This window comes from Mesorhizobium sp. B2-4-1, from assembly GCF_006442185.1.
In the GTDB taxonomy this organism is placed as follows: Bacteria; Pseudomonadota; Alphaproteobacteria; order Rhizobiales; family Rhizobiaceae; genus Mesorhizobium.
The window spans coordinates 96221-117142 of sequence record NZ_VFVN01000002.1 but is presented as its reverse complement, the minus strand read 5'-3'; the positions used below and the strand labels follow the sequence as shown (position 1 = coordinate 117142).

Here is a 20922-nt window from a genome sequence, read left to right as displayed (position 1 = left end):
GATCCTTAGCGAGGAAAGAGCCGATGTCCCTGAAATCCCGCCTTGCGGCCGATGAAACGCTGGTCACCGCATGGTCAGGCGTGCCGGACGCGCTGACCGTCGAAATCCTTGCCAGGCAGGGCTTCGATGCGGTCACGCTCGACATGCAGCATGGCGGCCATCATGAAGACAGCGTGTTGCGCGGCCTGGCGCCCGTGCTTGCCACCGGCAAGCCGGCATTGGTGCGTATTCCCGTCGGCCGTTTCGACATGGCCAGCCGGGCGCTCGATTTCGGCGCCGAGGCGGTGATTGCGCCGATGGTCAACTCGGTGGCGGATGCAAAACTGTTCGCTGCGGCGATGAAATACCCGCCGGTGGGCGAGCGCTCCTGGGGCCCCACCTATGCCTTCCCACGCCATGGCAAGGGTGATCATGCCGAATGGCTGCGCGACAGCAACCAGCGCACCATGGCCTTCGCCATGGTCGAGACGCGGGCGGCGCTCGATGCGCTGGACGGCATCCTCGATACACCCGGTATCGACGGCATTTTCCTGGGGCCATCGGACTTCTCGATTGCCTGGTCGAACGGCACGACCGTCAATTCGACGCTCGAAAGCATGATGGAAACGGTGGGTTCGATCGCCGAGCGTACCCGCAAGGCCGGCAAACATGCGGCGATCTACGTCATCGAACCGGCCATCGCCGGCCGCGTCGTGGCGATGGGCTACCGCCTGCTGGCCACAGGGTCCGAGCACGCGCTGATTTCACTAGGGGCGAAGACGCTGTTGAAAGGCATCAAGGATTCGATCGGCGGCTGAGAGCCGCGATCCGGTCGGGGTCGTCAGGCCTTCAGTTCGGTGAGAAATTTGGCGAAGGTCATCGAACCTTCGGGCCATGGGCCGAAGCCTGAATCGGTGTTGAGGTGACCGGCTTCACCGGCATCGATGAACAGAGATCCCCAGGCGCCGGCAATGTCCTCGGCGACGTGGAAGGCGCAGAACGGATCGTTGCGGCTGGCAATCACCATGGACGGGAAGGGCAACGGCTCGCGCGAGTAGGGGCCGAACGTCATCAGGTGCCTTGGCCGTACCTCCGGATTGGCGACATCGGGCGGCGCCACGAAGAATGCGCCGGCGACCGGCTTGCGAAACTGCGGGATGGCTTGCACCGCCGCGGCAACGCCAAGGGAATGCGCGACGAGGACGACGGGCTTCTCGGCTTCGTTGACCGCTTTAGCCACGCTCGCCGTCCAGTCATCGCGCACGGGCTTCGACCATTCCGCCTGCTCGACGCGCCGCGCGGTCGACAGCTTTGACTGCCAGCGGGTCTGCCAGTGCTCGGGTCCGGAGTTAGTGTAGCCCGGGATGATGAGAATATCTGCGTCTTTGACTTTCATGGCGCTGAGATAGCGAGCGTGATTGCCTCATGCAACCGTCGATGGACGCGCTCCTGCTTGCAATGGTGAACACCATGTTCGCTTTTCGCTGTCTTGTGTGAACGATCACGATCGCCGATTTGTCCTCTGGAAGGAAACAGCCGTGAAGGACCGCATTTGGTGCTGACACGATGTACAATGATCGCCGGCGCCGGGCTCCTGACCTCGGGGTTTATGCCAAAGCGTCGCCGCAACGGAGACAATCATGAGCGAACTGCCCTTTGCCGCCACCACGCCGGTGAGCGTTGCCCGGGTCGGGCTGAAGGCGCGCGACGCCGAAAGCCTAGCGGCCTACTATCGCGCTGTTGTCGGCTTGCAGGAATTGAGCCGCGCCGATGGCGCGATCACCCTGGGCGCCGCCAACCGTCCGCTGTTGGTGCTGGAGCCGGACGCCTCGGCCAAGCCTGACGATCCGCGCAGCGCCGGCCTGTTCCACACGGCTTTCCTGCTGCCCAGCCGTGCCGACCTTGGCCGCTGGATCAACCACGCCATATCAGACAAGATCGCCATAGAGGGCGCTTCGGACCATCTGGTCAGCGAAGCGCTGTACCTCACCGATCCCGAGGGCAACGGGATCGAGATCTATGCCGATCGCCGTCCGCAGGACTGGACGTGGAACGGCGACAAGATCGCGATGGCGACCGAACGGCTGAACATTCCTTCGGTCGTCGCCGAAGTGCCGGCGGGCGACGCGGGCTGGCAGGGAGCGCCTGAAAACAGCATTGTCGGCCACGTCCACCTGCGCGTCGGCCGGCCGGAAGAGGCGGAAGCCTGGTGGAACCAGGAATTCGGCTTCGACACGGTGGCGAAGTATGGCGGCCAGGCTGTGTTCCTGTCGTCAGGCCACTACCATCATCATATCGGCGCCAATGCGTGGCAGAGCGCCGGCGCCGGCCGCCGCGATCCGACCCGGTCAGGCCTTGCCTGGGTCGAGATGCGGTCCGACAACGTGGCCAGTGAAACGACCCGCGAAGATCCGTGGGGCACGGTGATCAGGACCGTTCCCGGCAAAGCGTGATCGGCAGTTACGTCCTGCGGTACCTTCTCCTCGTAGCGACGGGGAGAAGGAAAGCCCCTCAGGCCTCTCCGAACACCCGCCGGAAGATCGTGTCGACATGCTTGGTGTGGTAGCCCAGGTCGAATTTCTCGCGGATCTCGGCTTCCGGCAAGGCGGCGGTGACGTCCTTGTCGGCCAGCAGTTCTTCAAGAAAATCAGCGCCTTGCTCCCACACCTTCATGGCATTGCGCTGCACCAGCCGGTAGGCATCCTCACGGGAGACGCCGGCTTGCGTCAATGCCAGCAGCACGCGCTGTGAATGCACCAGGCCGCGGAATTTGTTCATGTTCTTCAGCATGTTGTCGGGATAGACGAGCAGTTTGTCGATGACGCTGGTCAGCCGCGCCAGCGCGAAATCCAGCGTCACCGTCGCATCCGGCCCGATCATGCGCTCGACGGAGGAATGCGAAATGTCGCGCTCGTGCCAGAGCGCCACATTCTCCATCGCCGGCAGCGCGAAGGAGCGCACCATGCGGGCAAGGCCGGTTAGGTTCTCGGTCAACACCGGGTTGCGCTTGTGCGGCATCGCCGACGAACCTTTCTGGCCAGGCGAAAAATACTCTTCGGCTTCCAGCACCTCGGTGCGCTGCAGATGCCGGATCTCGATCGCCAGCCGCTCCACCGACGATGCGATGACGCCGAGCGTGGCAAAGAACATGGCATGGCGGTCGCGCGGGATCACCTGCGTCGATACCGGCTCCGGCTTCAACCCGAGCTTTGCCGCGACATGCTCTTCGACATAAGGCTCGATATTGGCGAAGGTGCCGACCGCTCCCGAAATGGCGCAGGTGGCTATGTCCTCGCGAGCATGCACGAGCCGCTCGCGGCAGCGCGAAAATTCGGCATAGGCTTGCGCCAGCTTGACGCCGAAAGTGGTCGGCTCGGCATGGATGCCGTGGCTGCGGCCGATGGTGACGGTATCCTTGTGCTCGAAGGCGCGGCGCTTCAGCGCCGCAAGCAGCGCGTCGATGTCGGCCAGCAGCATGTCGCTGGCACGCGTGAGCTGCACCGCGAAACACGTGTCGAGAACGTCCGAGGATGTCATGCCCTGATGGATGAAGCGGGCGTCGGGTCCGACGAATTCGGCGAGATGGGTGAGAAAAGCGATGACGTCGTGCTTGGTGACACGCTCGATCTCGTCGATCGCATCGACGTCGAACTTCGCGGCATTGCCTTTTTCCCAGATGGTCTTCGCCGCCTGTTTCGGGATGACGCCGAGTTCGGCCAGCGCGTCGCAGGCATGAGCCTCGATCTCGAACCAGATGCGGAACCGGGCTTCGGGCGACCATATGGCCACCATTTCCGGCCGGGAGTAGCGAGGGATCATCGGTCAGTCCTGACGTGTCGAGAAATTTGCCCGCGTCCTAACAGAGGCGGACAAAATGCTCAACGCCGCCGCCGCGCAAACCAGAGGCTGGCGGCAAACAAGGCGAGGAACCCGATCGGGAAATAGAGCCTGATGCCCAGCACCACGAACTGGTAGAGCGCCACCGCCATCGTGAAGACGAACTGAAGCCCCCAGGTGAGGGTGAAGGTGGGTGCATGCCATGCGGCATAGTAGGACCGGTATTGCAAGGCATACAGCCCGGCGGTCAGGCCGATCGTCGCGGCGGCGAGACCCACGAATGCCGCCGCGAAGGCGACTTCCCAGCTCCTTCCGCGCGAGACCAGCCGTGCCGCGAACAGGCCAACAGGAAAGGCCAGAGCGCCGCCGCCTGCAAACAGCAGCGTCACGGTGCGGATTTTATCTGGCGTCACCCAACTTTCCAGCAACAGGTTGAGGAGCGCGCTGGCGCCCATCGTGGCGGCCCAAAGCAGCGCGCCGAGCAGCGCCGTGCCCGGCGTTGGTATGGCGCCGCGGAGGCGGCCCAGGGCGCGATGACGCCTGGCGGGGTGGACGAGCGGTGTCACAGGCGGCCGGTCACCGCGATCCAGCGATAGTCCGGGCCTTCGAAGCCATATTGGCGCACCGCGATCAGCACCGCATAGGCGCTGGGATTGTCCATCGAAAATGTCTGCACGGCTCCGATGCGGTAGCCGTTCGGGCAACCCCGGCTCTTGGGGATCGATTTGTCCTCGTGCAACAGCTTCGTCGTACCGCCGGCTTGCGCCTCGACGCGCAGCAGCCGAAAGCCATTGATCTCACCCTGGCTCTCGCAGCCCTTAGTCTCGTTCATGCCGATCTCGTCCAGCCGGAACTCGAGCGGCTGGTCGACTGGCGAGAAGATCGGACGCGGATTGACCGCCATCCGATGCGGGTCGGCGGACATCTCCGTTACCGGGTTGAAGCCTGCGGTGATGCCCTTGTTCGCGGCCAACTCCGCCTGGCTGACGACCGCTTCGCCCTTCTCGCGGGCCTGAATACGAGCCGCCGTCAACGTGGCGTTCTCGTCGTCGAGCCGGACGCGAATAGGCGTTCCCTGGAGAAAGCTGTCGTTGCTGGTGTCGATATAATAGCGATTGGCGTAGGGAAATCCCGATCCATCCTGCACGCCATATTCTTCGAACGCGAAGATGCCGCCGTCCTTGGTGAAGCCCAGGATTTCAAGCTCGGCGACATCCCCGGCCCGGGCGGCGACGACTGCGCAAAACTGCGCAAGCAGGCAAACGGCAAACAGAAGAAGGTTTTGCATGAGGTTTTCCGCCGGCCAACGATATCGCCATTCCCTATCATGACAAGATACCGGCGTCGCGCTGCCCGATAAAGCAAGCGCCATGCATCCAATCGCGGCCTCGTCTGTTATTGTCGGCAGTCCCAATGGAGAACCACCATGACCGACACCAGCAAAATTCGTGAGCATATGGAAGTGATCGGTGCCGATGGCGTTCATGTCGGCACGGTCGACAAAGTCGAGGGGCAGCGGATCAAGCTGACCAAGTCCGACAGCGGCATGGGCACGCATAAGGGGCACCATCATTTCATTCCCCTGAGCCTTGTCGCGGAGGTCGAGGGAAAGAAGGTCTGGCTGTCGGCGAATTCCGACGTCGCGGTCACTTTCGAGGAAGAAAAGTCCGACCCCACCTGATCGCGTATAAGTCAGCGCGAAGACCAGACCGGAAACAGATCGCCCTCGGCGGGCGTCGCGGCGAAAACGCCGCGCGTGATGGCGCGCGCCATCGTGGCGCCTGCCGCGGCATAAAGGTCGATTGCCGCGTCGGCTTCGAGCCGGATACCGCTCCTGCCGGTCGCCAGCGCGAAGACCAGATCGCCATCGGCCGGCGTGTGCGTCGGCCATATGGCCCGCACGAAACCGTCATGCGCTGACATGGCCAGGCGCTTTGCGGCGGCCTTGGTGAGAACGGCATCGGTGGCGATAACGGCGATGGTGGTGTTGCCGCCGGCATCCGCCTTGCCCGTGAACGTCTTGTCGCGAAACTTCAAGAGGATGCTTTTGGCGTCGTCCGGCATTGGCGAGGGATAGCCAAGCCCGCCGAATTCATCGCCGATCTCGAACGGAGCCGCCCAGAAATGGCGGCTTCGGCTGATGGTCACCGAGCCGATCGGATTGACCGCCGCCAGCGCGCCGATGGTGACGCCATTGTCAAGCAGCGTCGAAGCCGAGCCAAGCCCGCTCTTGAGACCGGAGGTCAGCGCGCCGGTGCCGGCGCCGGTCGTGCCGATCTGGAAATCCGAACCGGCGGCCTGCACCGTCTCGTAGCCGAGGTCGCGGTATGGCGGATAGCGGCCCCAGTCCTTGTCGCCGCCATTGCGCAGGTCGAACAGGATCGCCGCCGGCACGATCGGCACGCGAAAGCCGCCGACCTCGAAGCCGATGCCACGCTCGCGCAGTGCTGCCTGTACGCCGGACGCTGCGTCGAGGCCGAAAGCCGACCCGCCCGACAGCACCACGGCATGGACCGTCTCAACCGAATTGTGGGGTTCGAGCAGGTCCGTCTCGCGCGTGCCCGGCGCACCGCCCAGGATCTGGACGCCGGCTACGGCCGGTTCGTCGCAAAGGACCGTCGTCACGCCGGATTTCAGTCGGGCATCGGAGGCATTGCCGACGCTGAGACCGGCGACATCGGTGATCAGGTTGCGCGGGCCGGTGCGAAACATCAGTTGCTTTCCAACGGTACGAAGCGGGCGCCATCGAACCGGAGGACGCGGTACGGATTCCGGCTGAGGTCGCCCTTCGCATCAAAGCGCACCGGCCCGATCGCCGTGGTGAAATCATGCCCGATGAGCGCTTCCGCAAGCGGCCTGCCGGAGCTTGCGGCTTCCGCCATCGCCGCCTTGGCGGTTTCTACCGCCGCATAGGCCGGCAGCGTGTAGCCGTCCGGCACGATCTTCTGCGAGGCAAACACCTCGAGCACCTTGGGATTGGCGACATCGGCCCATTCCGGGGGAGCGATCATCAGCGTTCCCGTGGCATAGGGCACTGCGCCGGGCGGAGTGCGCAGGTTCTCGCCGCCGGCGAATACGATGCCGGCGTCGAGTTGCGCGGCGTCGCGACCCATGATGGCGATGTCGTCGCCGTCGCCACCGGCAAAGACATGGGTTGCGCCGGCCTTCTTCAGCCGGCCAATCAGACCGATCTGGTTGTCGAGCTGCGGCCGGAACGTATCGACGAACACCGGCTTCAGCGCCGCCTGTTCGGCCGCCGCCCGCAACGTCTCGGCGATCTCACGGCCGTAGATGGTGCCGTCATCGATGACGGCGAACAGTTCGTTCTGCCAAAGCCGGGTAAGGGTGTTGGCGACGGCATTGCGCTCGTCGTCGCCCCTCGGTCCGAGCCGGTAGACCGGCCAGCCGGTCTTGGGACGACGGTCAGTCAGGCTTTCGGTTCGCACGCCAACGGTGATGACGGCGATGCCTGCGTCCTTCAAGATCGGCATCGCCGCCTCGATCGCTTCCGTACAGAGAAATCCCACGACGACATTGACCTTGGCGGTCGCGAATTCCCGGGCTGCCGCGGCACCCCCATCGGCCGTGCAGGCATCGTCGATGGTCTTGAGCTCGATGCCGTTCGCCTGGGCCGCCACTTCGGCGCCGGCTTCGATCTGCCTGCCAAGGATCGCCGAGGATCCGGAGAGCGGCGCGGCAACACCGACGAGCAGCGTCTGGGCGTTGGCGGCGCCGGTTAGCAGCAGCCAGGCCAGCGCGGCAGATATCGTTGCCCCGGGTCGCATCCTGTCGAAGACTTCCTCCAAGCGAGCCCGGATGGTCCCGGCGCCACTCCCGCCAAGACCTAAAGGCTGCCCGGTCTTGGCGCAACACGCGAATTTCGGGATATGGGCCAAGCACTTCGCTTGTGGCTTGTCATATCTAGCCATATATAGCGATAGGGTTCAGGCTATGGAAAATCTCCGGTGTTGAAGAAGAACGACATTGGGCCGCAGGCCTATCGCGACGCGATGAGCCATTTTGCCGGTCACGTCCATGTGGTGACCACCGACGGGCCGGCCGGCAAGCGTGGCGCGACGGTCATCGCCGCCTGTTCGGTTTCCGATACGCCGCCGACCATTTTGGTCTGCCTGAACCGTGAAAATCCCAAGAACGAGCCGTTCGTGAAAAACGGCAGGTTTGCCTTGAACACGCTTGCCTCGCACCAGGAGCCGCTGTCGATCGGCTTTTCCGGCATCACCGGCCTGCCGGTCGAGGAACGTTTCGCGCTCGGCGAGTGGGATGTGATCTCCACCGGCGCGCCGACCTTGAAGGGCGCGCTCGCCGTGTTCGACTGCGAACTGATCGACACCAAGGACCTGGCCACCCATCGTGTGCTTTTTGGCAAGGTGACAGGCCTGCGCATGGGCGATAATTTGCGGCCGCTGATCTATCACGCCCGCGGCTACCACGTTTTGGAAAGCGGGGCAGAGGCGTCCACGGAGAAGGAATGACCGAGCTAAAACCGCGCCCCGTGCCGCGGACGATCGACGAGACGCTCGATCTCTTGACCGGCGCGGACTATGTGGCGGACCGGTCGTTGGCCACCGTGCTTTTCCTGTCGCTGCGCATGAAGCGGCCGCTGTTCCTCGAGGGCGAGGCCGGCGTCGGCAAAACCGAGATCGCCAAGGTGTTGGCAGAGGCGCTCGGCCGCCGGCTGATCCGTCTGCAATGCTATGAGGGTCTCGACGTCTCGTCCGCCGTCTATGAGTGGAATTATGCCGCGCAGATGATCGAGATCCGCATGGAGGAGGCGGCCGGCAAGGTTGACCGCTCCGACATGGAGCGCAACGTTTTCTCGGAAAAATACCTGATACGCCGTCCGGTGCTCGATGCGCTGACCGGCAAGGCCGGCGCCGCCCCGGTTTTCCTGATTGACGAGCTCGACCGTACCGACGAGGCGTTCGAGGCGTTCCTGCTCGAGATCCTTTCCGATTTCCAGGTGACGGTGCCCGAACTCGGCACGATCAGGGCGGAGGAGCCGCCGATCGTCATCATCACCACCAACCGCACCCGCGAAATCCATGACGCGCTGAAGCGGCGCTGCCTCTATCACTGGGTCGATTATCCCAGCGCCGAGCGGGAGTTGGAGATTGTGCGCCGCAAGGTGCCGCAGGCGAACAGCCGGCTTTCGGCCGAGGTGGTCTCCTTCATTCAGAAGCTCCGCCAGATCGAATTGTTCAAGATGCCGGGCGTTGCCGAGACCATCGACTGGGCCGGCGCGCTGACCGAACTCGACAAGGTCGCGCTCGACCCGGAAACCGTCTCCGACACGATCGGCGTGCTGCTGAAATACCAGGACGACATTGCCCGCATCGGCGAGGGCGAAGGCCGGCGTATCCTCGACGAGGTGAAGGCCGAGCTTTCGGCGGCGGAGTAGGGCTCATGGCCATGCCTCGCGCGGAACCCAGGGAGGCGACTGTCGACGGTCACATCGCCGACAACATCGTCTATTTCGCCCGTGTCTTGCGCAAATCAGGCATGCGCGTCGGTCCGGCCTCGGTCAAGGATGCCATCGAGGCGGTACTTGCCACCGGCATCGGCGCGCGCGACGATTTCTACTGGACGCTGCATGCCGTGCTGGTGTCGCGGCATGAGGACCATGCCATCTTTGACGAGGCCTTCCGGCTATTCTGGAAGTCGCGTGAGCTGATCGAAAAGATGCTGGCGATGCTTTCGCCGGTGGCGCCCGATACCAGGGAGAAGCAGAAGCCACGCGCGGCCGAAAGCCGTGTCAGCCAGGCCATGTTCGCAGGCCACAGCAGGAACCAGCCGGCGCAGGAAATCCCCGAGATCGAGGTCGACGCGCGCTTTACTTTCTCCGGCAACGAGGTGCTGAGGGCCAAGGATTTCGCTCAGATGAATGCCGCCGAGATGGCCGACGCCAGGAAAGCGATCGCCGAACTGCGGTTGCCCTTCGATATGGTGCGGACGCGCCGTTTCAAGGCCGATTCGCACGGTCGCCGCATCGATCCGCGTGCCATGATGCGCTCGGCCGCACGCACTGGGGGCGAACTGATCCTGCCGAAATTCCGCTCGCTCCGCGAAGTGTATCCGCCGTTGGTCGTGCTTGCCGACATTTCCGGTTCGATGAGCCAGTACACGCGCATCTTCCTGCATTTCCTGCATGCTCTGACGGAAAAGCGCCGGCGCGTGCACACTTTCGTTTTCGGCACCAGGCTCACCAATCTGAGCCGACAGATGCGCCATCGCGATCCCGACGCCGCCCTGGCCGACTGTTCCACCGCGGTCAAGGACTGGTCGGGCGGCACGCGCATCGGCGACACGCTGGCCGAGTTCAACCTGATATGGTCGCGGCGCGTGCTAGGACAGGGCGCGGTGGTGCTTTTGATCACCGACGGGCTGGAGCGAGACGAGGTCGACGGCCTGTCGGAGGAAATGGAGCGTCTGCACAAATCCTGCCGGCGGCTGATCTGGCTGAACCCCTTGCTGCGCTTCGACGGTTTCCAGGCGCGCGCCCGCGGCGTCAGGGCGATGCTGCCGCATGTCGATGAATTCCGTGCCGTGCACAATCTCGACGCGCTTGCCGATCTCTGCGCTTCGCTGGACCGGAAGCCTGCCGTCGATCCGCGGCGATGGATGGAGGGTGGCGCGAGGCGCGCCGCGTAGCCATATGCTGCTGAAGACACATATTTCCGGGAAAAACAGACCCTGAGAGAAGCAACGATGAGCGACAGCATTTATCTCGACGAGGCCCGTGACCCGCTGATCATCGCAGAAGGCTGGATGAAGGACGGCAAGGATGTCGCCATCGCGACCGTTGTCGAGACCTGGGGTTCCGCGCCACGCCCGGCCGGCAGCCATCTGGTCATCGACGCCGACGGCAATTTCCACGGCTCGGTTTCGGGCGGCTGTGTCGAAGGCGCCGTGGTGACGGATGCCATGGACGTCATCGGCACCGGCAAGCCCAGAATGCTGGAATTCGGCGTCGCCGACGAGACCGCCTGGCAGGTGGGCCTTTCCTGCGGCGGCCGCATCAAAGTGTATGTGGAAAGGCTAGGCTGATCTTCGATGGATCCCTATGCGCTGAAAACACTCAACGCCGAGCGCCGCGCGCGCCGCGCCGCGATCCTGGTCACCGATCTTGGTGACGGCCGCGACCGTGTCGTGCGCGAGGGCGATCCGGTCGCCGGCGATCTCGGTGCCGCGATCAGCAAGGCGTTCCGCACCGGGAATTCCGGCTCGGTCGAAGCGGAAGGGCGGACCTTTTTTCTCAACGCGCATCTGCCGCATCCTCGCCTGGTGGTGATCGGTGCCGTGCATATCAGCCAGGCGCTGGCGCCAATGGCCAGGATCGCCGGCTATCCAGTCGAGATCATCGATCCGCGCACGGCTTTTGCCACGTCGGACCGCTTTCCCGACGTCGCGTTGCACGCCGAATGGCCTGAGGAGGTGCTGCAACGACAGCCACTCGACAGCTATACGGCGGTCGCCGCCGTCACCCACGATCCCAAGATCGACGATTTCGCGCTGAAGGCGGCGCTCGACGCCAGGTGCTTCTATGTCGGGGCACTCGGCAGCAGGAAAACCCATGCCAAGCGTGTCGAGCGCCTGTTGGCGCTGGGCGCCAGTTCCGAGCAGATCGGTCGCATCCAGGCGCCGATCGGTCTCGATATCGGCGCGGCCAGCCCCGCCGAGATCGCCGTCGCCGTGCTGGCGCAGGTCATTCACGCGTTTCGCTCGCGCGGCCTTGAAGCCAGGGAAGCCGCAGCGTGAAATTCGGCCCGGTTCCTATCGAACAGGCCGAAGGCGCCGTGCTTGCGCACGCGACGACGGTCGGCGAGCGACGTTTCCGCAAAGCGCATCGGCTGAGTGCAGAGGATGTCGGGGTGCTGAAAGCGGCGGGCATCAGCGAAGTCGTCGCGGCCGTGCTTTCTCCCGGCGATCTGGGCGAAGACGCCGCCGCCGAACGGATCGCGACCGGTATGCGCCACCGCAATGTCGCGGCCAAGCCTGCCGCGACGGGGCGGGTCAACCTCCATGCCGAAGCCGCTGGCGTCTTCACCGTCAACAGCGCGATGATCGACGCCATCAATGCCGTCGATCCAACCATCACCATCGCCACGCTTGGCCAGCATGCGCCGGTCGAAAAGGGCCAGATGGTGGCAACCGTGAAGATCATTCCCTTCGCCGTTGGGTCGGCGCTGGTCGATGCGGTCATGGAAATCTGCGCCGGCGGCGAGATCTTTGCCGTCAATGCCTATCGGCCCATTCGTGTCGGTGTTATCCAGACCGTCTTGCCGGGCGTCAAGCCGAGCGTGCTCGACAAGACGCTGCGCGTCACCGAGGCACGGCTGGCGCGTTCGGGCGGGCGGCTGACGGCCGAGCGCCGCACGCCGCACGAGGTTGCGCCGGTTGCCGAGGCGGCCGCCTCGCTGGCGCGCGATAACGACATGGTCGTGATCTTCGGCGCTTCGGCCATGAGCGATTTCGCCGACGTCGTTCCGGCCGCGATCGAGGAAGCGGGCGGTACTGTCATCCGCGCCGGCATGCCGGTCGACCCCGGCAATCTACTGGTGCTCGGCAGGCTCGCCGGCAAGCAGATCATCGGCGCGCCGGGCTGCGCCCGCAGCCCCAAGGAGAACGGCTTCGACTGGGTGCTCGACCGGCTGATCGCCGGCCTCGACGTAACGGCGACCGACATCGCCGGCATGGGCGTCGGCGGCCTGCTGATGGAAATCCCGACACGCCCGCAGCCGCGCGAACCGCTGCCGGCCGTAAGCCGGCTCAAGGTCGGGATCGTGCTTTTGGCGGCAGGCCGTTCGAGCCGCATGGGCGGGCCGAACAAACTTATGGCGCTTTTCGACGGCCAACCGTTGGTCCGCCGTACAGCAGAGCGTGCGCTCGCCTCGAAAGCTTCGGGCACGATCGTCGTTACCGGCCACCAGCGTGAGCGGGTGCGCGGCGCGTTATCGGGCCTGGACGTGACTTTCGCCGACAATCCCGATTTTGCCGATGGGCTCTCCACCTCCCTGAAAGCCGGTATGGCCTATCTGCCGGGAGATGCCGCCGGTGCGATGATCGTTCTCGGAGACATGCCGGGTGTCTCGACCGGCGATCTCGACCGGCTGATCGATGCGTTTCGCGGGGCGGGAGGCAATTTGGTCGTCCGCGCCTCGCACCTTGGCAAACGCGGCAACCCGGTACTTCTGCCGCGCTCGCTGTTCCCGGCTGTCGCCCATCTCGAAGGTGATACCGGCGCACGCCATCTGGTCGAGGCCGGAGGACTTGACGTCGTCGATGTAGAGATCGGCGAGGGCGCGTCCGTCGATGTCGACACTCGCGAGGCGCTGGAAGGCGCCGGCGGCGTGCTGCAGGATTGACAAACCCGGGCCGAATTACGCAAGCCTGCGGTATGGCTTCCGGTTTCATTTCGTTAATGTCAACGCTTCTACCCCCCTCTGGCCTGCCGGCCATCTCCCCCTCAAGGGGGGAGATTGGACATCATTTCGGCTTTCGCCAATCTCGACGGCCGGCAGAAGGGCGCCCCCGCCGAAACTGCCAATCTCCCCCCTTGAGGGGGAGATGGCCGGCAGGCCAGAGGGGGGTGCTCACGCTCCCTGCCTTTCTGATTTCGATATTCTTCCTGTTTTCTGCTGCCCAGGCCTCTGCTCTCCAACTAAAACCCTTCAAGGACGATCTGTTCGCCTATCCCGCTACGCTCTCGTCAGACACCAACGGTGACTACACGGTGATCGACTACCGCGAGATGCGCGACATCAACCAGCGCGACGAGGTGCCGGAAAAGCGCGTGCATGCGCAGTATACCGATACCGGTGTGCGCAAGGTGCAGCAGGATCTGCTGTTGAAAACCGATGCCGGCGACGTCCGGCACATCGCCGTAGGCAAGACGCAAGGGGCTTCCGTCATCGTGCTCTACCTGCACGGGCAGGGCGGCAGCCGCAAGCAAGGTATCGATGACTTCACCTTCGGCGGCAATTTCAACCGCATCAAAAACCTGATGGCAGGCAATGGCGGCCTTTATCTCAGCCCTGACTTCCCAGATTTCGGCGACAAGGGGGCGGCACAGGTCGCGGCGCTGATCGATCACTATGCGCAACAGTCGCCGGGCGCGAAGATCTTCGTCGCCTGCGGCTCGATGGGCGGCGCATTGTGCTGGAAGCTTGCCGCCCGCACGGACACAGGCAGGCAAATCGACGGGCTTTTGCTGCTTGGCTCGCTGTGGGACGAGAGTTTCTTCTCCAGCTTTGCCTTCAGACGCCACGTGCCGGTTTTCTTCGGTCAAGGCAGCCATGACGTGGTCTTTCCCGTGGCAAACCAGGAATCCTTCTTCCGGTCCATCATCGCCAAGTCGAAAGCCTATCCGACCCGCTTCGTGCGCTTCGAGACCGGCACGCACGGCACCCCCATCCGCATGGTCGACTGGCGCGGCGCGTTGAACTGGATGCTGTCGAAGGCGCCGTGATCGGACCTCGCGGGGCTCAGGGAGCGGTGTTGTAGTCGACAACCGTTTGCGGGTTTTCCTCGCCGTCATAGGAGGCGTCGACGTCGTACTGGACGAGTGAAAAATCGCCGTTGCGGAACAGATAGGTGCCTGCTGACGAGGCATCGCCGGCGCCGCGCCACTTGTTGAAGGTGGTTATCGTGTGGGCGTCCTGGTCGTAGCTGGAATTGGTCGCCCAGCCGGTGGTCCGGAAGCCGACGATGTGCATGGATTCGACCTTGCCTTCGCTGTCGTTGTTCACGTAGCGGATGTCCATCTCCGGTTCGGTGAACTGCAGTTGCCTGACGCCGTTCGCCTCGTCGGTCATGTAGTAGATCGAGCTTTCATTGTAGGCGGCCGCCGAGCAGGAAAAATGGAACAGGCGCGTTTCCTTGTCGGGATCGCCGGCCGCCGCATCCTTGTCCCTGTATTTGATGGAAAAAATCTCCGGCTCCTTGGCCGCGAGATCCTTGTCGCATTGGTCGCTATAGCTGGCCAGGAAAGCCTTCTTGGCCTGCTCCAGCGCTGCATCCCTCTTCGGCGGCGGCGGGCCGTCGCCACAGCTAGCCGGCACAGCCTCCTCGAAGTCCGCGCTCGACGGCTTCAGCGCTCCGCTGTCGATGAAGATCGGCTGGAATGGCGGCGCCTGAATCTGGGCATTGACCTGGCGCAGCGTGTAGCAGCCGGCAAAGACCTTCGCCTCGCCCTTCTTGTCGGTTGCCTGGATGGCGACCGGCACGCTGTAGTAGATGCTGCCTGCCGCGCCCTCATTGGATACGGCGCCGGTCCTGACATCCACCTTGTCGGTACCGTCATAGCCCTTGACGAAGCTGTCGAAGTCCTTGGCCGGCTTGGTATCGCCATAATAACCCCAGGCACGTGCGAATTCATGCCGGTTGATGGCACTGTAGAGCGAGCGGACAACTGCCTCGGCGCTCGACCTGTCATCGACGTAGGGCGCCTCGTCGGCAGGTGCCGACTGGGCGATCGAGGCAAGGGAGAACAAGGCAGTCGCTGCGAGAAAAGCGTGTCTCATCGGGAATCTCCACGCGGTAACGGAGATTCTACCACGGTGATTGCGGCGACGTGGTGACGCCTTGCGGGTATCGCTTGAAGAATCGCCCGGGAAGGCGCTAGTTCGCGCTCGCGGCGCTTCAACTGCCCCGGGAGATAATTGCGTGACCCTATCCATGTATGAAGTATCGGTGGCTGTGTTTTCGGCCCGGTTGAAAGCGCTGTCCAGCGTGCTGTCCACGGCCGAACAAAACGCCGGCGAGCGCAAGATCGACCCGCAGGTGTTCCTGACGGCGCGGCTGGCGCCCGACATGTTCGCCTTGACCAGGCAGGTGCAGATCGCCACCGACCATGCCAAGGGAGCCCCATCGCGGCTCGCCGGCCGGGAGATTCCCAAATACGAGGACAATGAGGCGAGCTTTGCCGAATTGCAGGCGCGCATCGCCAAGACGCTTGACCATCTGGCGACGTTCTCCGCGGCCGATCTGGAAGGTTCGGACGAGCAGATTGTCGAGGTCAGGCTCGGCGGGCGCGAGGTCTCGATGGCCGGTTTGCGGTATCTCCTGCATGTGGCCATGCCCAACTTCTATTTCCACCTCACCACCGCCTACGACATTCTTCGCCACAATGGCGTGCCGCTGGGCAAGGCAACGTTCCTGGGCTCACGTTGACGGATCACGCCATCAAGGCGTTGTCCGTCCGGAGCCGGAATATCCCTGGCTGGCCGAACTAGCGAACGGACATTTCGCGGGCGATGCGCGGGAAATCGGCGGGCTTGATGCCGATGTCGGCGCGGTCCGCATTGCTCATGGAATGCAGCAGCGCGAGCGCGGCACGATAACGCAGATGTTCCTGCGGCCGTGGCCGCGCAAACATTTCAGTGAAGAACCCCATAATCCAGGCCCCTGTTGGACCTCCCAGCGTCCGAATATAGGGGATTCGTGACAATTGTGCAGTGCAGCATTTGCATGCCTGCCATGCTCTGCAAAATTTTTTCTGCCATGATCCTGCGTCGCCTGAAACTTTCGCAGATCACGAATCGTATCCCTCTTGCTGGCACATGGCCGGTTTTTCCTCGCCGCTTCTGGCGAATTCCGGACTGCACCAACCGCAGTCCGGCTTTTTGTGACTGACCGGGCGTGGTCCAGCCCCGTAAACCTTCAATTGTTTAAATCGGCGGCATGCATTTTTAACGAGCGGACCCTAAGGTGGATGTCTCGGACACACCGTGAGACTGGGGAGGCTGACATCGTTACCAGCGCCAAGCGGGATTTCGCTTCGTTGCTCGATGATCTCTTCGTCGCCTCCGACAAGGACGGGGGAGGCGAAGAGGCCGCCACTCGCCCGTCGATTCCGTTTGACTATCTTTCCGTCGCCGACGAGCTCCATTCGGGCCGCATCAAGGTTTCTGGCAGCGGATTTGCCACGGAATATCGCGAGGCAGGCGCGGATCTCGCCGCAGAATTCGCGGCTCTGCTCGATCATGCGAAGCTGGCACTTGCGGGCGAAGAGACAAGGCCCGAAGAAAAACTGCCTCCGATCGATCCCGAATCGATTGCCGTGGAATTGGGATTGGACACGCCTAAGGCTGTCGCCGACTTTGGTCGCATGCGCCGCAGTTTCGCCTTTTCCAACCATCCCGATCGCGTCGCGCCGCACCTGCGCCAGCGCGCCATGATCCGCATGCAGGTGGCCAACATGCTGATCGACGAGGCCAAGCGGCGCGCCCTGGCAGGGGCTCGCCGCTAGCGCAGTCTGGTTCACGCAAAAGTCGGCTTGCCGAGGCTTGGAGAGCGCCTCTGCTTTCTTGTAGGATGAAACTTCCTTCCCCGCGCAGCCGCGCAAACTTTTCCCGCCGGAGCACACTTCCATGCACAAACGCCGTCTCGGTCGGACCGATCTTCTTGTCACCCAGATCTGCCTCGGTTCGATGACTTGGGGCCAGCAGAACACCGAAGCCGACGGCCACGCTCAGATGGACCTGGCCTTTTCGCGCGGGGTGAATTTCATCGACACTGCCGAGCTCTACCCGATCCCGCCCAAGGCGGAGACGCAAGGGCGGACCGAGAAGATCATCGGCAGCTGGATGAAGGCAAAGGGCAACCGCGACAAGGTGATACTCGCCTCCAAGGTCGTCGGCCGCACCGCAAACAACTGGTTTCGCGGCGACAGGCCGTCGCAGCTTGTGCGCGCCGATATCTTCGATGCCGTCGACAAATCGCTGATCAGGCTCGGCACGGATTATATCGACCTCTACCAGATCCACTGGCCGGAGCGGGACATACCCTGGGGCGCCAATCCGACGCGCGTCGGCGCCGTGGCGCGCCGCGCTGATTCCGTCGGGGCGCCGACCGGTGAAACGCCGATCGCGGAGACGCTTGCCGTTTTTGATGAACTGATGAAGGCCGGAAAGATCCGGCATTTCGGTCTCTCCAACGAGAGCTCCTGGGGCGTCATGCGCTTCATTGCAGAGGCTGACAAAGCTATTGGTCCACGGGTCGCCTCGATTCAGAACGCCTATAATCTGGTCAACCGGACCTTCGAGGTGAACCTCGCCGAAGTCTGCGATCGGGAAGAGGTCTCGCTGCTTGCCTATTCGCCGCTCGCGCAGGGCTATCTCTCGGGCAAATACGATCACGGCGCGCGCCCGCAGGGATCGCGCTCGCAGCTCTTCAACCGCGGCCAGCGTTACGAGACCCCCAATGCCGCAGAGGCGCAGCTTGAATACAACGAGCTGGCGCGCTCCTTCGGCCTGGAGCCGGCGCTGTTCGCCAACGCCTATGTATCGAGCCGGCCCTTTGTCACGTCGAACATCATTGGCGCGACGACCATTTCGCAGTTGGAAATGGCGCTGTCTTCAGTGGAGGTTGTCTGGACCGAAGAGATGCAGAAGGCAGTGGACGCCATTCATCAGCGGGTCGGCAATCCCTGTCCTTGATCGACTCGGAAGTTGAATTATCTGGGAATAACAGCGCGATGGAGACGATGGTGGATTTTCCGATCGAAACATTGCGTGGAAAATTTCCCGCTCTCGCTCTGACCGATGGAGGTCTCAGGCGCAGCTCGACCTGTCAGCGTGCCTTGGTGCCGAACCCGGTCAGGAAAGCGGTGAGGTTGTCACAGAGTTCGTCGCAGAGATAGCCGCCTTCCTGGACGATTGTCGTCGGCAGGCCGAGCTTGGCGATGGCTTCGCCGATGCGCGAGAAACCTGGCGTCGTCACCGAAAGCCCGCCGAACGGATCACCCTCGAACGCGTCGAGCCCGAGCGCCACGACCAGCGCGTCGGGCGCGAAGGCGCGGATGCGCTGGAACGCCACCTGAAGCGCTTCCAGAAACGCCGCGTCGGCGGATTTGCGTGGCAGCGGCAGGTTGAAATTATAACCGAGGCCGGGGCCTTCGCCGCGCTCGTCAGCATGGCCCCAGAAGAACGGATAAAACCGCACCGGATCGGCATGCAGCGAGACGGTGAGCACGTCGGGCCGCCCATAGAAAATGCCTTGCGTGCCGTTGCCGTGATGCAGGTCAACGTCAAGGATCGCCACGCGTGCCGCCTGTTTGCGCAGTACCTGCGCCGCCACAGCCGAATTGTTGATGAAGCAGAAGCCGCCGGCGACATCGGCGAACGCATGGTGACCGGGCGGGCGGCAAAGCGCATAGGCGGCCGGCGCGCCCGCCATCACCGCTTCCGCCGCTTCGACCGCGCTCCAGGCGCTCCACAGCGCGCTTTGCCAGGTCTCGCCAGAGATCGGGCAGGCCGTGTCGGCCATGTGGTATCCAGCCTGGCCGACCGCGGAGGCCGGATAGGAGCCGTTGCGCACGATCGGGTGAATGTTGGGGATCACTTCCGCCGAGGCACCCTCGATGCGTTGCCAACGCGTGTAGATATGCTCCAGGAAATCGAGATATTCGGGCGTGTGCACCGCCGCGACCGGACCAAGTCCGTGATTGCGCGGCCGCTCGATCGTGCAGCCGGCCGATTTTGCGCCTGCTAACAATCTCTCGACGCGCTCCGGCTTTTCCGGATTGGGCTGCGGGGCGCCGCTGGAAAGGAAAGCCTTGGGGTCGTGGCGCTTCTGCTCCTGCGCGTAGAAGGCTTTCATTCTTTTTTCTCCGGCGCGTCGGCAAAGGCGAAGAAGGCGTCGCCGATGATCTTCTGCGTCTGCTCGTAGCTCGACCAGGCGATGCCCAGCCGTTCATAAAAGGCCTTTGCGCTCTCATTGTCGGTATCGACGGACAATCTGAGATAAGCGCCGCCTTGCTTGCGGCACTCGGCCGCGACGCGCCGCAGCAGGCGCTCGCCGATCCTGCGACCGCGAAACCGGTCCTCGACATAGAGGTCCTGCACATAGACGCCGGGCCGCCCCATCCAGGTCGAGAAGATCGGGAAATAGAGGCACAGTCCGGCGAATTCGCCATCGACTTCGGCGATCAGGGTCGAGAAGGCAGGTCTTTCGCCAAAGCCCCAGGTCCTGAGATCGTCTGGCGTTGAGACGATTTCTTCGGGCGCGCCGATATGGGTGCCGAGCTTCAGAATTGCGGCATGGATGGTTTCGACGTCTTCGATTCGTCCGGGGCGGAGGAGGATTTTTTCCGGACTTGTCATGGCAAGCAGGGAGCCAAGGTGTGACGGAGCACTATCATCTCAGCCAGTCGCATTAAAACGCTACCCTGTCGCCACCCTTCAGCGCCAGCATGTCGCGTGCTTCGGCCGGGGTGGCAACCTCCAGCGACAGTCCATCGAGAATGCCACGGATACGGCGCACCTGATCGGCATTGGATTTCGCCAGCTGGCGGCCGTCGTAGAGACTGTCTTCGAGCCCGACACGGACATTGCCGCCCATGGCCGCGGCGATAGAGATCAGCGGCATCTGGTGGCGGCCCGCGGCCAGCACCGAGAACTGGTAGCTGTCGCCGAACAGCTTGTCGGCGATGCGCTTCATGTGGATGAGATTGTCCGGATCGGCGCCAATGCCGCCAAGAATACCCAGCACGAACTGGATGAACAGCGGCCCCGACACCAGCCCACGGTCGCGGAAATGCGCCAGCGAATAGAGATGGCCGACATCGTAGCACTCGAATTCGAAACGCGTGCCGCAGCCCTTGCCCAGTCTCTCGAGAACGCCCTCCATATCCGCGAAGGTATTCTTGAAGATTGTGTCGCGTGTGGCTTCCAGCAGCTTCGGTTCCCATTCGTGTTGCCATTCCCTTGGCTTGTCGAGCATCGGGAACAGCGCGAAATTCATCGAGCCCATGTTGAGCGAACACATTTCGGGCTCGGCCCGCAAAGGTGCCGCCAGCCGCTGGTCCAGCGTCATCAGGGAGGAGCCGCCGGTTGTGATGTTGATCACCGCCGACGTCGCCTGCTTGATGCGCGGCAGGAACTGCATGAACACGTCCGGATCGGCCGTAGGCCGTCCGTCTTTTGGGTCGCGGGCATGCAAGTGCAGGATCGAGGCGCCGGCCTCGGCCGCGGCGATGGCATCCGCCGCGATCTGTTCCGGCGTTACCGGCAGATAAGGCGACATGGACGGTGTATGCACCGAGCCGGTGACGGCGCAGGTGATGATGACCTTTCTCGGCGCCATTGT

General features: G+C 63.4%; 24 protein-coding genes. 13 read left to right on the top strand and 11 right to left on the bottom strand.

Features of this window, described 5'->3' with window-relative positions; all coding sequences use genetic code 11:
* The first annotated feature begins 23 nt into the window (after positions 1-23).
* The gene (locus tag FJ949_RS05175) at positions 24-797 is read left to right on the top strand and encodes an HpcH/HpaI aldolase/citrate lyase family protein (protein WP_140493818.1); all 774 of its coding nucleotides are present in this window, start codon (positions 24-26) and stop codon (positions 795-797) included.
* Positions 798-820: 23 nt separating this feature from the next.
* Here the strand turns inward: FJ949_RS05175 and FJ949_RS05170 are convergent, their stop codons facing one another.
* A complete protein-coding gene (locus FJ949_RS05170; RefSeq protein WP_140493816.1) occupies positions 821-1375 on the bottom strand; it encodes an alpha/beta hydrolase in 555 nt (184 codons plus the stop codon).
* A gap of 244 nt (positions 1376-1619) precedes the next feature.
* On the opposite strand from FJ949_RS05170, the gene FJ949_RS05165 reads away from it, so the two are divergent.
* Positions 1620-2432: a VOC family protein gene (locus tag FJ949_RS05165; protein WP_140493814.1), complete on the top strand. Its 813-nt coding sequence runs from the start codon at positions 1620-1622 to the stop codon at positions 2430-2432.
* A gap of 58 nt (positions 2433-2490) precedes the next feature.
* Here FJ949_RS05165 and purB read toward each other — a convergent pair whose 3' ends face one another.
* The 3 genes from purB to FJ949_RS05150 are packed head-to-tail and all read right to left on the bottom strand — an operon-like array spanning position 2491 to position 5104.
* On the bottom strand, positions 2491-3798 hold the full coding sequence (purB, locus tag FJ949_RS05160) for an adenylosuccinate lyase (RefSeq protein ID WP_140493812.1): 1308 nt from the start codon (positions 3796-3798) through the stop codon (positions 2491-2493).
* Between the two features lie 59 nt (positions 3799-3857).
* Positions 3858-4382: a hypothetical protein gene (locus FJ949_RS05155; RefSeq protein ID WP_224519150.1), complete on the bottom strand. Its 525-nt coding sequence runs from the start codon at positions 4380-4382 to the stop codon at positions 3858-3860.
* Positions 4379-5104, bottom strand: a complete 726-nt coding sequence (locus tag FJ949_RS05150; RefSeq protein WP_140493810.1) for a DUF2259 domain-containing protein — start codon at positions 5102-5104, stop codon at positions 4379-4381. Before FJ949_RS05150 ends, FJ949_RS05155 begins: the two co-directional genes overlap by 4 nt.
* Before the next feature lie 138 nt (positions 5105-5242).
* On the opposite strand from FJ949_RS05150, the gene FJ949_RS05145 reads away from it, so the two are divergent.
* Positions 5243-5497, top strand: coding sequence for a DUF2171 domain-containing protein (locus tag FJ949_RS05145; RefSeq protein WP_140493808.1), 255 nt, complete (start codon positions 5243-5245; stop codon positions 5495-5497).
* Positions 5498-5508: 11 nt separating this feature from the next.
* Here FJ949_RS05145 and FJ949_RS05140 read toward each other — a convergent pair whose 3' ends face one another.
* Together FJ949_RS05140 and FJ949_RS05135 are read right to left on the bottom strand one after the other, a co-directional pair.
* Positions 5509-6528 carry a P1 family peptidase gene (locus FJ949_RS05140; protein WP_140493806.1) on the bottom strand — a complete coding sequence of 340 codons (1020 nt, stop codon included), beginning with the start codon at positions 6526-6528 and terminating at the stop codon, positions 5509-5511.
* Positions 6528-7601 (bottom strand): branched-chain amino acid ABC transporter substrate-binding protein, encoded by a 1074-nt coding sequence (locus FJ949_RS05135; protein ID WP_140493804.1) that lies wholly within the window; start codon positions 7599-7601, stop codon positions 6528-6530. Before FJ949_RS05135 ends, FJ949_RS05140 begins: the two co-directional genes overlap by 1 nt.
* 180 nt (positions 7602-7781) lie before the next feature.
* Between FJ949_RS05135 and FJ949_RS05130 the strand changes: the two genes are divergently transcribed.
* From FJ949_RS05130 to FJ949_RS05095, 7 genes are all read left to right on the top strand, one after another.
* Entirely contained in the window at positions 7782-8309 is a 528-nt protein-coding gene (locus FJ949_RS05130) for a flavin reductase (protein WP_140493802.1), read from the top strand.
* On the top strand, positions 8306-9235 hold the full coding sequence (locus tag FJ949_RS05125) for a MoxR family ATPase (protein WP_140493800.1): 930 nt from the start codon (positions 8306-8308) through the stop codon (positions 9233-9235). Before FJ949_RS05130 ends, FJ949_RS05125 begins: the two co-directional genes overlap by 4 nt.
* A 5-nt stretch (positions 9236-9240) precedes the next feature.
* A complete protein-coding gene (locus FJ949_RS05120) occupies positions 9241-10485 on the top strand; it encodes a VWA domain-containing protein (protein ID WP_181172160.1) in 1245 nt (414 codons plus the stop codon).
* Between the two features lie 57 nt (positions 10486-10542).
* Entirely contained in the window at positions 10543-10881 is a 339-nt protein-coding gene (locus FJ949_RS05115) for an XdhC family protein (protein ID WP_140493798.1), read from the top strand.
* 6 nt (positions 10882-10887) lie between these two features.
* The gene (locus tag FJ949_RS05110) at positions 10888-11592 is read left to right on the top strand and encodes an XdhC family protein (RefSeq protein ID WP_140493796.1); all 705 of its coding nucleotides are present in this window, start codon (positions 10888-10890) and stop codon (positions 11590-11592) included.
* Positions 11589-13199: a molybdopterin-binding/glycosyltransferase family 2 protein gene (locus FJ949_RS05105; RefSeq protein ID WP_140493794.1), complete on the top strand. Its 1611-nt coding sequence runs from the start codon at positions 11589-11591 to the stop codon at positions 13197-13199. The genes FJ949_RS05110 and FJ949_RS05105 overlap by 4 nt, the downstream gene beginning before the upstream one ends.
* 254 nt (positions 13200-13453) lie before the next feature.
* Positions 13454-14302 carry an alpha/beta hydrolase gene (locus FJ949_RS05095; protein WP_140494992.1) on the top strand — a complete coding sequence of 283 codons (849 nt, stop codon included), beginning with the start codon at positions 13454-13456 and terminating at the stop codon, positions 14300-14302.
* Between the two features lie 16 nt (positions 14303-14318).
* Here FJ949_RS05095 and FJ949_RS05090 read toward each other — a convergent pair whose 3' ends face one another.
* A complete protein-coding gene (locus FJ949_RS05090) occupies positions 14319-15356 on the bottom strand; it encodes a DUF1176 domain-containing protein (protein WP_140493792.1) in 1038 nt (345 codons plus the stop codon).
* A gap of 142 nt (positions 15357-15498) precedes the next feature.
* Between FJ949_RS05090 and FJ949_RS05085 the strand changes: the two genes are divergently transcribed.
* Positions 15499-16005 carry a DUF1993 family protein gene (locus FJ949_RS05085; RefSeq protein WP_140493790.1) on the top strand — a complete coding sequence of 169 codons (507 nt, stop codon included), beginning with the start codon at positions 15499-15501 and terminating at the stop codon, positions 16003-16005.
* A 58-nt stretch (positions 16006-16063) separates the two neighbouring features.
* Here the strand turns inward: FJ949_RS05085 and FJ949_RS05080 are convergent, their stop codons facing one another.
* On the bottom strand, positions 16064-16228 hold the full coding sequence (locus FJ949_RS05080) for a hypothetical protein (RefSeq protein WP_140493788.1): 165 nt from the start codon (positions 16226-16228) through the stop codon (positions 16064-16066).
* Positions 16229-16615: 387 nt separating this feature from the next.
* Between FJ949_RS05080 and FJ949_RS05075 the strand changes: the two genes are divergently transcribed.
* Both FJ949_RS05075 and FJ949_RS05070 read left to right on the top strand, forming a co-directional pair.
* Entirely contained in the window at positions 16616-17083 is a 468-nt protein-coding gene (locus FJ949_RS05075; RefSeq protein ID WP_140494990.1) for a hypothetical protein, read from the top strand.
* 121 nt (positions 17084-17204) lie between these two features.
* Positions 17205-18272, top strand: a complete 1068-nt coding sequence (locus FJ949_RS05070; RefSeq protein ID WP_140493785.1) for an aldo/keto reductase — start codon at positions 17205-17207, stop codon at positions 18270-18272.
* Positions 18273-18405: 133 nt separating this feature from the next.
* Here the strand turns inward: FJ949_RS05070 and FJ949_RS05060 are convergent, their stop codons facing one another.
* The 3 genes from FJ949_RS05060 to FJ949_RS05050 are packed head-to-tail and all read right to left on the bottom strand — an operon-like array spanning position 18406 to position 20919.
* Positions 18406-19434 (bottom strand): histone deacetylase family protein, encoded by a 1029-nt coding sequence (locus tag FJ949_RS05060; RefSeq protein WP_140493781.1) that lies wholly within the window; start codon positions 19432-19434, stop codon positions 18406-18408.
* Positions 19431-19937: a GNAT family N-acetyltransferase gene (locus FJ949_RS05055; protein WP_140493779.1), complete on the bottom strand. Its 507-nt coding sequence runs from the start codon at positions 19935-19937 to the stop codon at positions 19431-19433. The genes FJ949_RS05060 and FJ949_RS05055 overlap by 4 nt, the downstream gene beginning before the upstream one ends.
* Positions 19938-19989: 52 nt before the next feature.
* Positions 19990-20919: a 3-keto-5-aminohexanoate cleavage protein gene (locus FJ949_RS05050; protein WP_140493777.1), complete on the bottom strand. Its 930-nt coding sequence runs from the start codon at positions 20917-20919 to the stop codon at positions 19990-19992.
* Positions 20920-20922: the final 3 nt, after the last annotated feature.

Coding starts and splice junctions, on each gene's coding strand:
- FJ949_RS05175 (WP_140493818.1), top strand. CDS start 24: ATGTCCCTGAAATCCCGCCTTGCGGCCGATGAAACGCTGGTCACCGCA.
- FJ949_RS05170 (WP_140493816.1), bottom strand. CDS start 1,375: ATGAAAGTCAAAGACGCAGATATTCTCATCATCCCGGGCTACACTAAC.
- FJ949_RS05165 (WP_140493814.1), top strand. CDS start 1,620: ATGAGCGAACTGCCCTTTGCCGCCACCACGCCGGTGAGCGTTGCCCGG.
- purB (WP_140493812.1), bottom strand. CDS start 3,798: ATGATCCCTCGCTACTCCCGGCCGGAAATGGTGGCCATATGGTCGCCC.
- FJ949_RS05150 (WP_140493810.1), bottom strand. CDS start 5,104: ATGCAAAACCTTCTTCTGTTTGCCGTTTGCCTGCTTGCGCAGTTTTGC.
- FJ949_RS05145 (WP_140493808.1), top strand. CDS start 5,243: ATGACCGACACCAGCAAAATTCGTGAGCATATGGAAGTGATCGGTGCC.
- FJ949_RS05140 (WP_140493806.1), bottom strand. CDS start 6,528: ATGTTTCGCACCGGCCCGCGCAACCTGATCACCGATGTCGCCGGTCTC.
- FJ949_RS05135 (WP_140493804.1), bottom strand. CDS start 7,601: ATGCGACCCGGGGCAACGATATCTGCCGCGCTGGCCTGGCTGCTGCTA.
- FJ949_RS05125 (WP_140493800.1), top strand. CDS start 8,306: ATGACCGAGCTAAAACCGCGCCCCGTGCCGCGGACGATCGACGAGACG.
- FJ949_RS05120 (WP_181172160.1), top strand. CDS start 9,241: ATGGCCATGCCTCGCGCGGAACCCAGGGAGGCGACTGTCGACGGTCAC.
- FJ949_RS05115 (WP_140493798.1), top strand. CDS start 10,543: ATGAGCGACAGCATTTATCTCGACGAGGCCCGTGACCCGCTGATCATC.
- FJ949_RS05110 (WP_140493796.1), top strand. CDS start 10,888: ATGGATCCCTATGCGCTGAAAACACTCAACGCCGAGCGCCGCGCGCGC.
- FJ949_RS05090 (WP_140493792.1), bottom strand. CDS start 15,356: ATGAGACACGCTTTTCTCGCAGCGACTGCCTTGTTCTCCCTTGCCTCG.
- FJ949_RS05080 (WP_140493788.1), bottom strand. CDS start 16,228: ATGGGGTTCTTCACTGAAATGTTTGCGCGGCCACGGCCGCAGGAACAT.
- FJ949_RS05070 (WP_140493785.1), top strand. CDS start 17,205: ATGCACAAACGCCGTCTCGGTCGGACCGATCTTCTTGTCACCCAGATC.
- FJ949_RS05060 (WP_140493781.1), bottom strand. CDS start 19,434: ATGAAAGCCTTCTACGCGCAGGAGCAGAAGCGCCACGACCCCAAGGCT.
- FJ949_RS05055 (WP_140493779.1), bottom strand. CDS start 19,937: ATGACAAGTCCGGAAAAAATCCTCCTCCGCCCCGGACGAATCGAAGAC.
- FJ949_RS05050 (WP_140493777.1), bottom strand. CDS start 20,919: ATGGCGCCGAGAAAGGTCATCATCACCTGCGCCGTCACCGGCTCGGTG.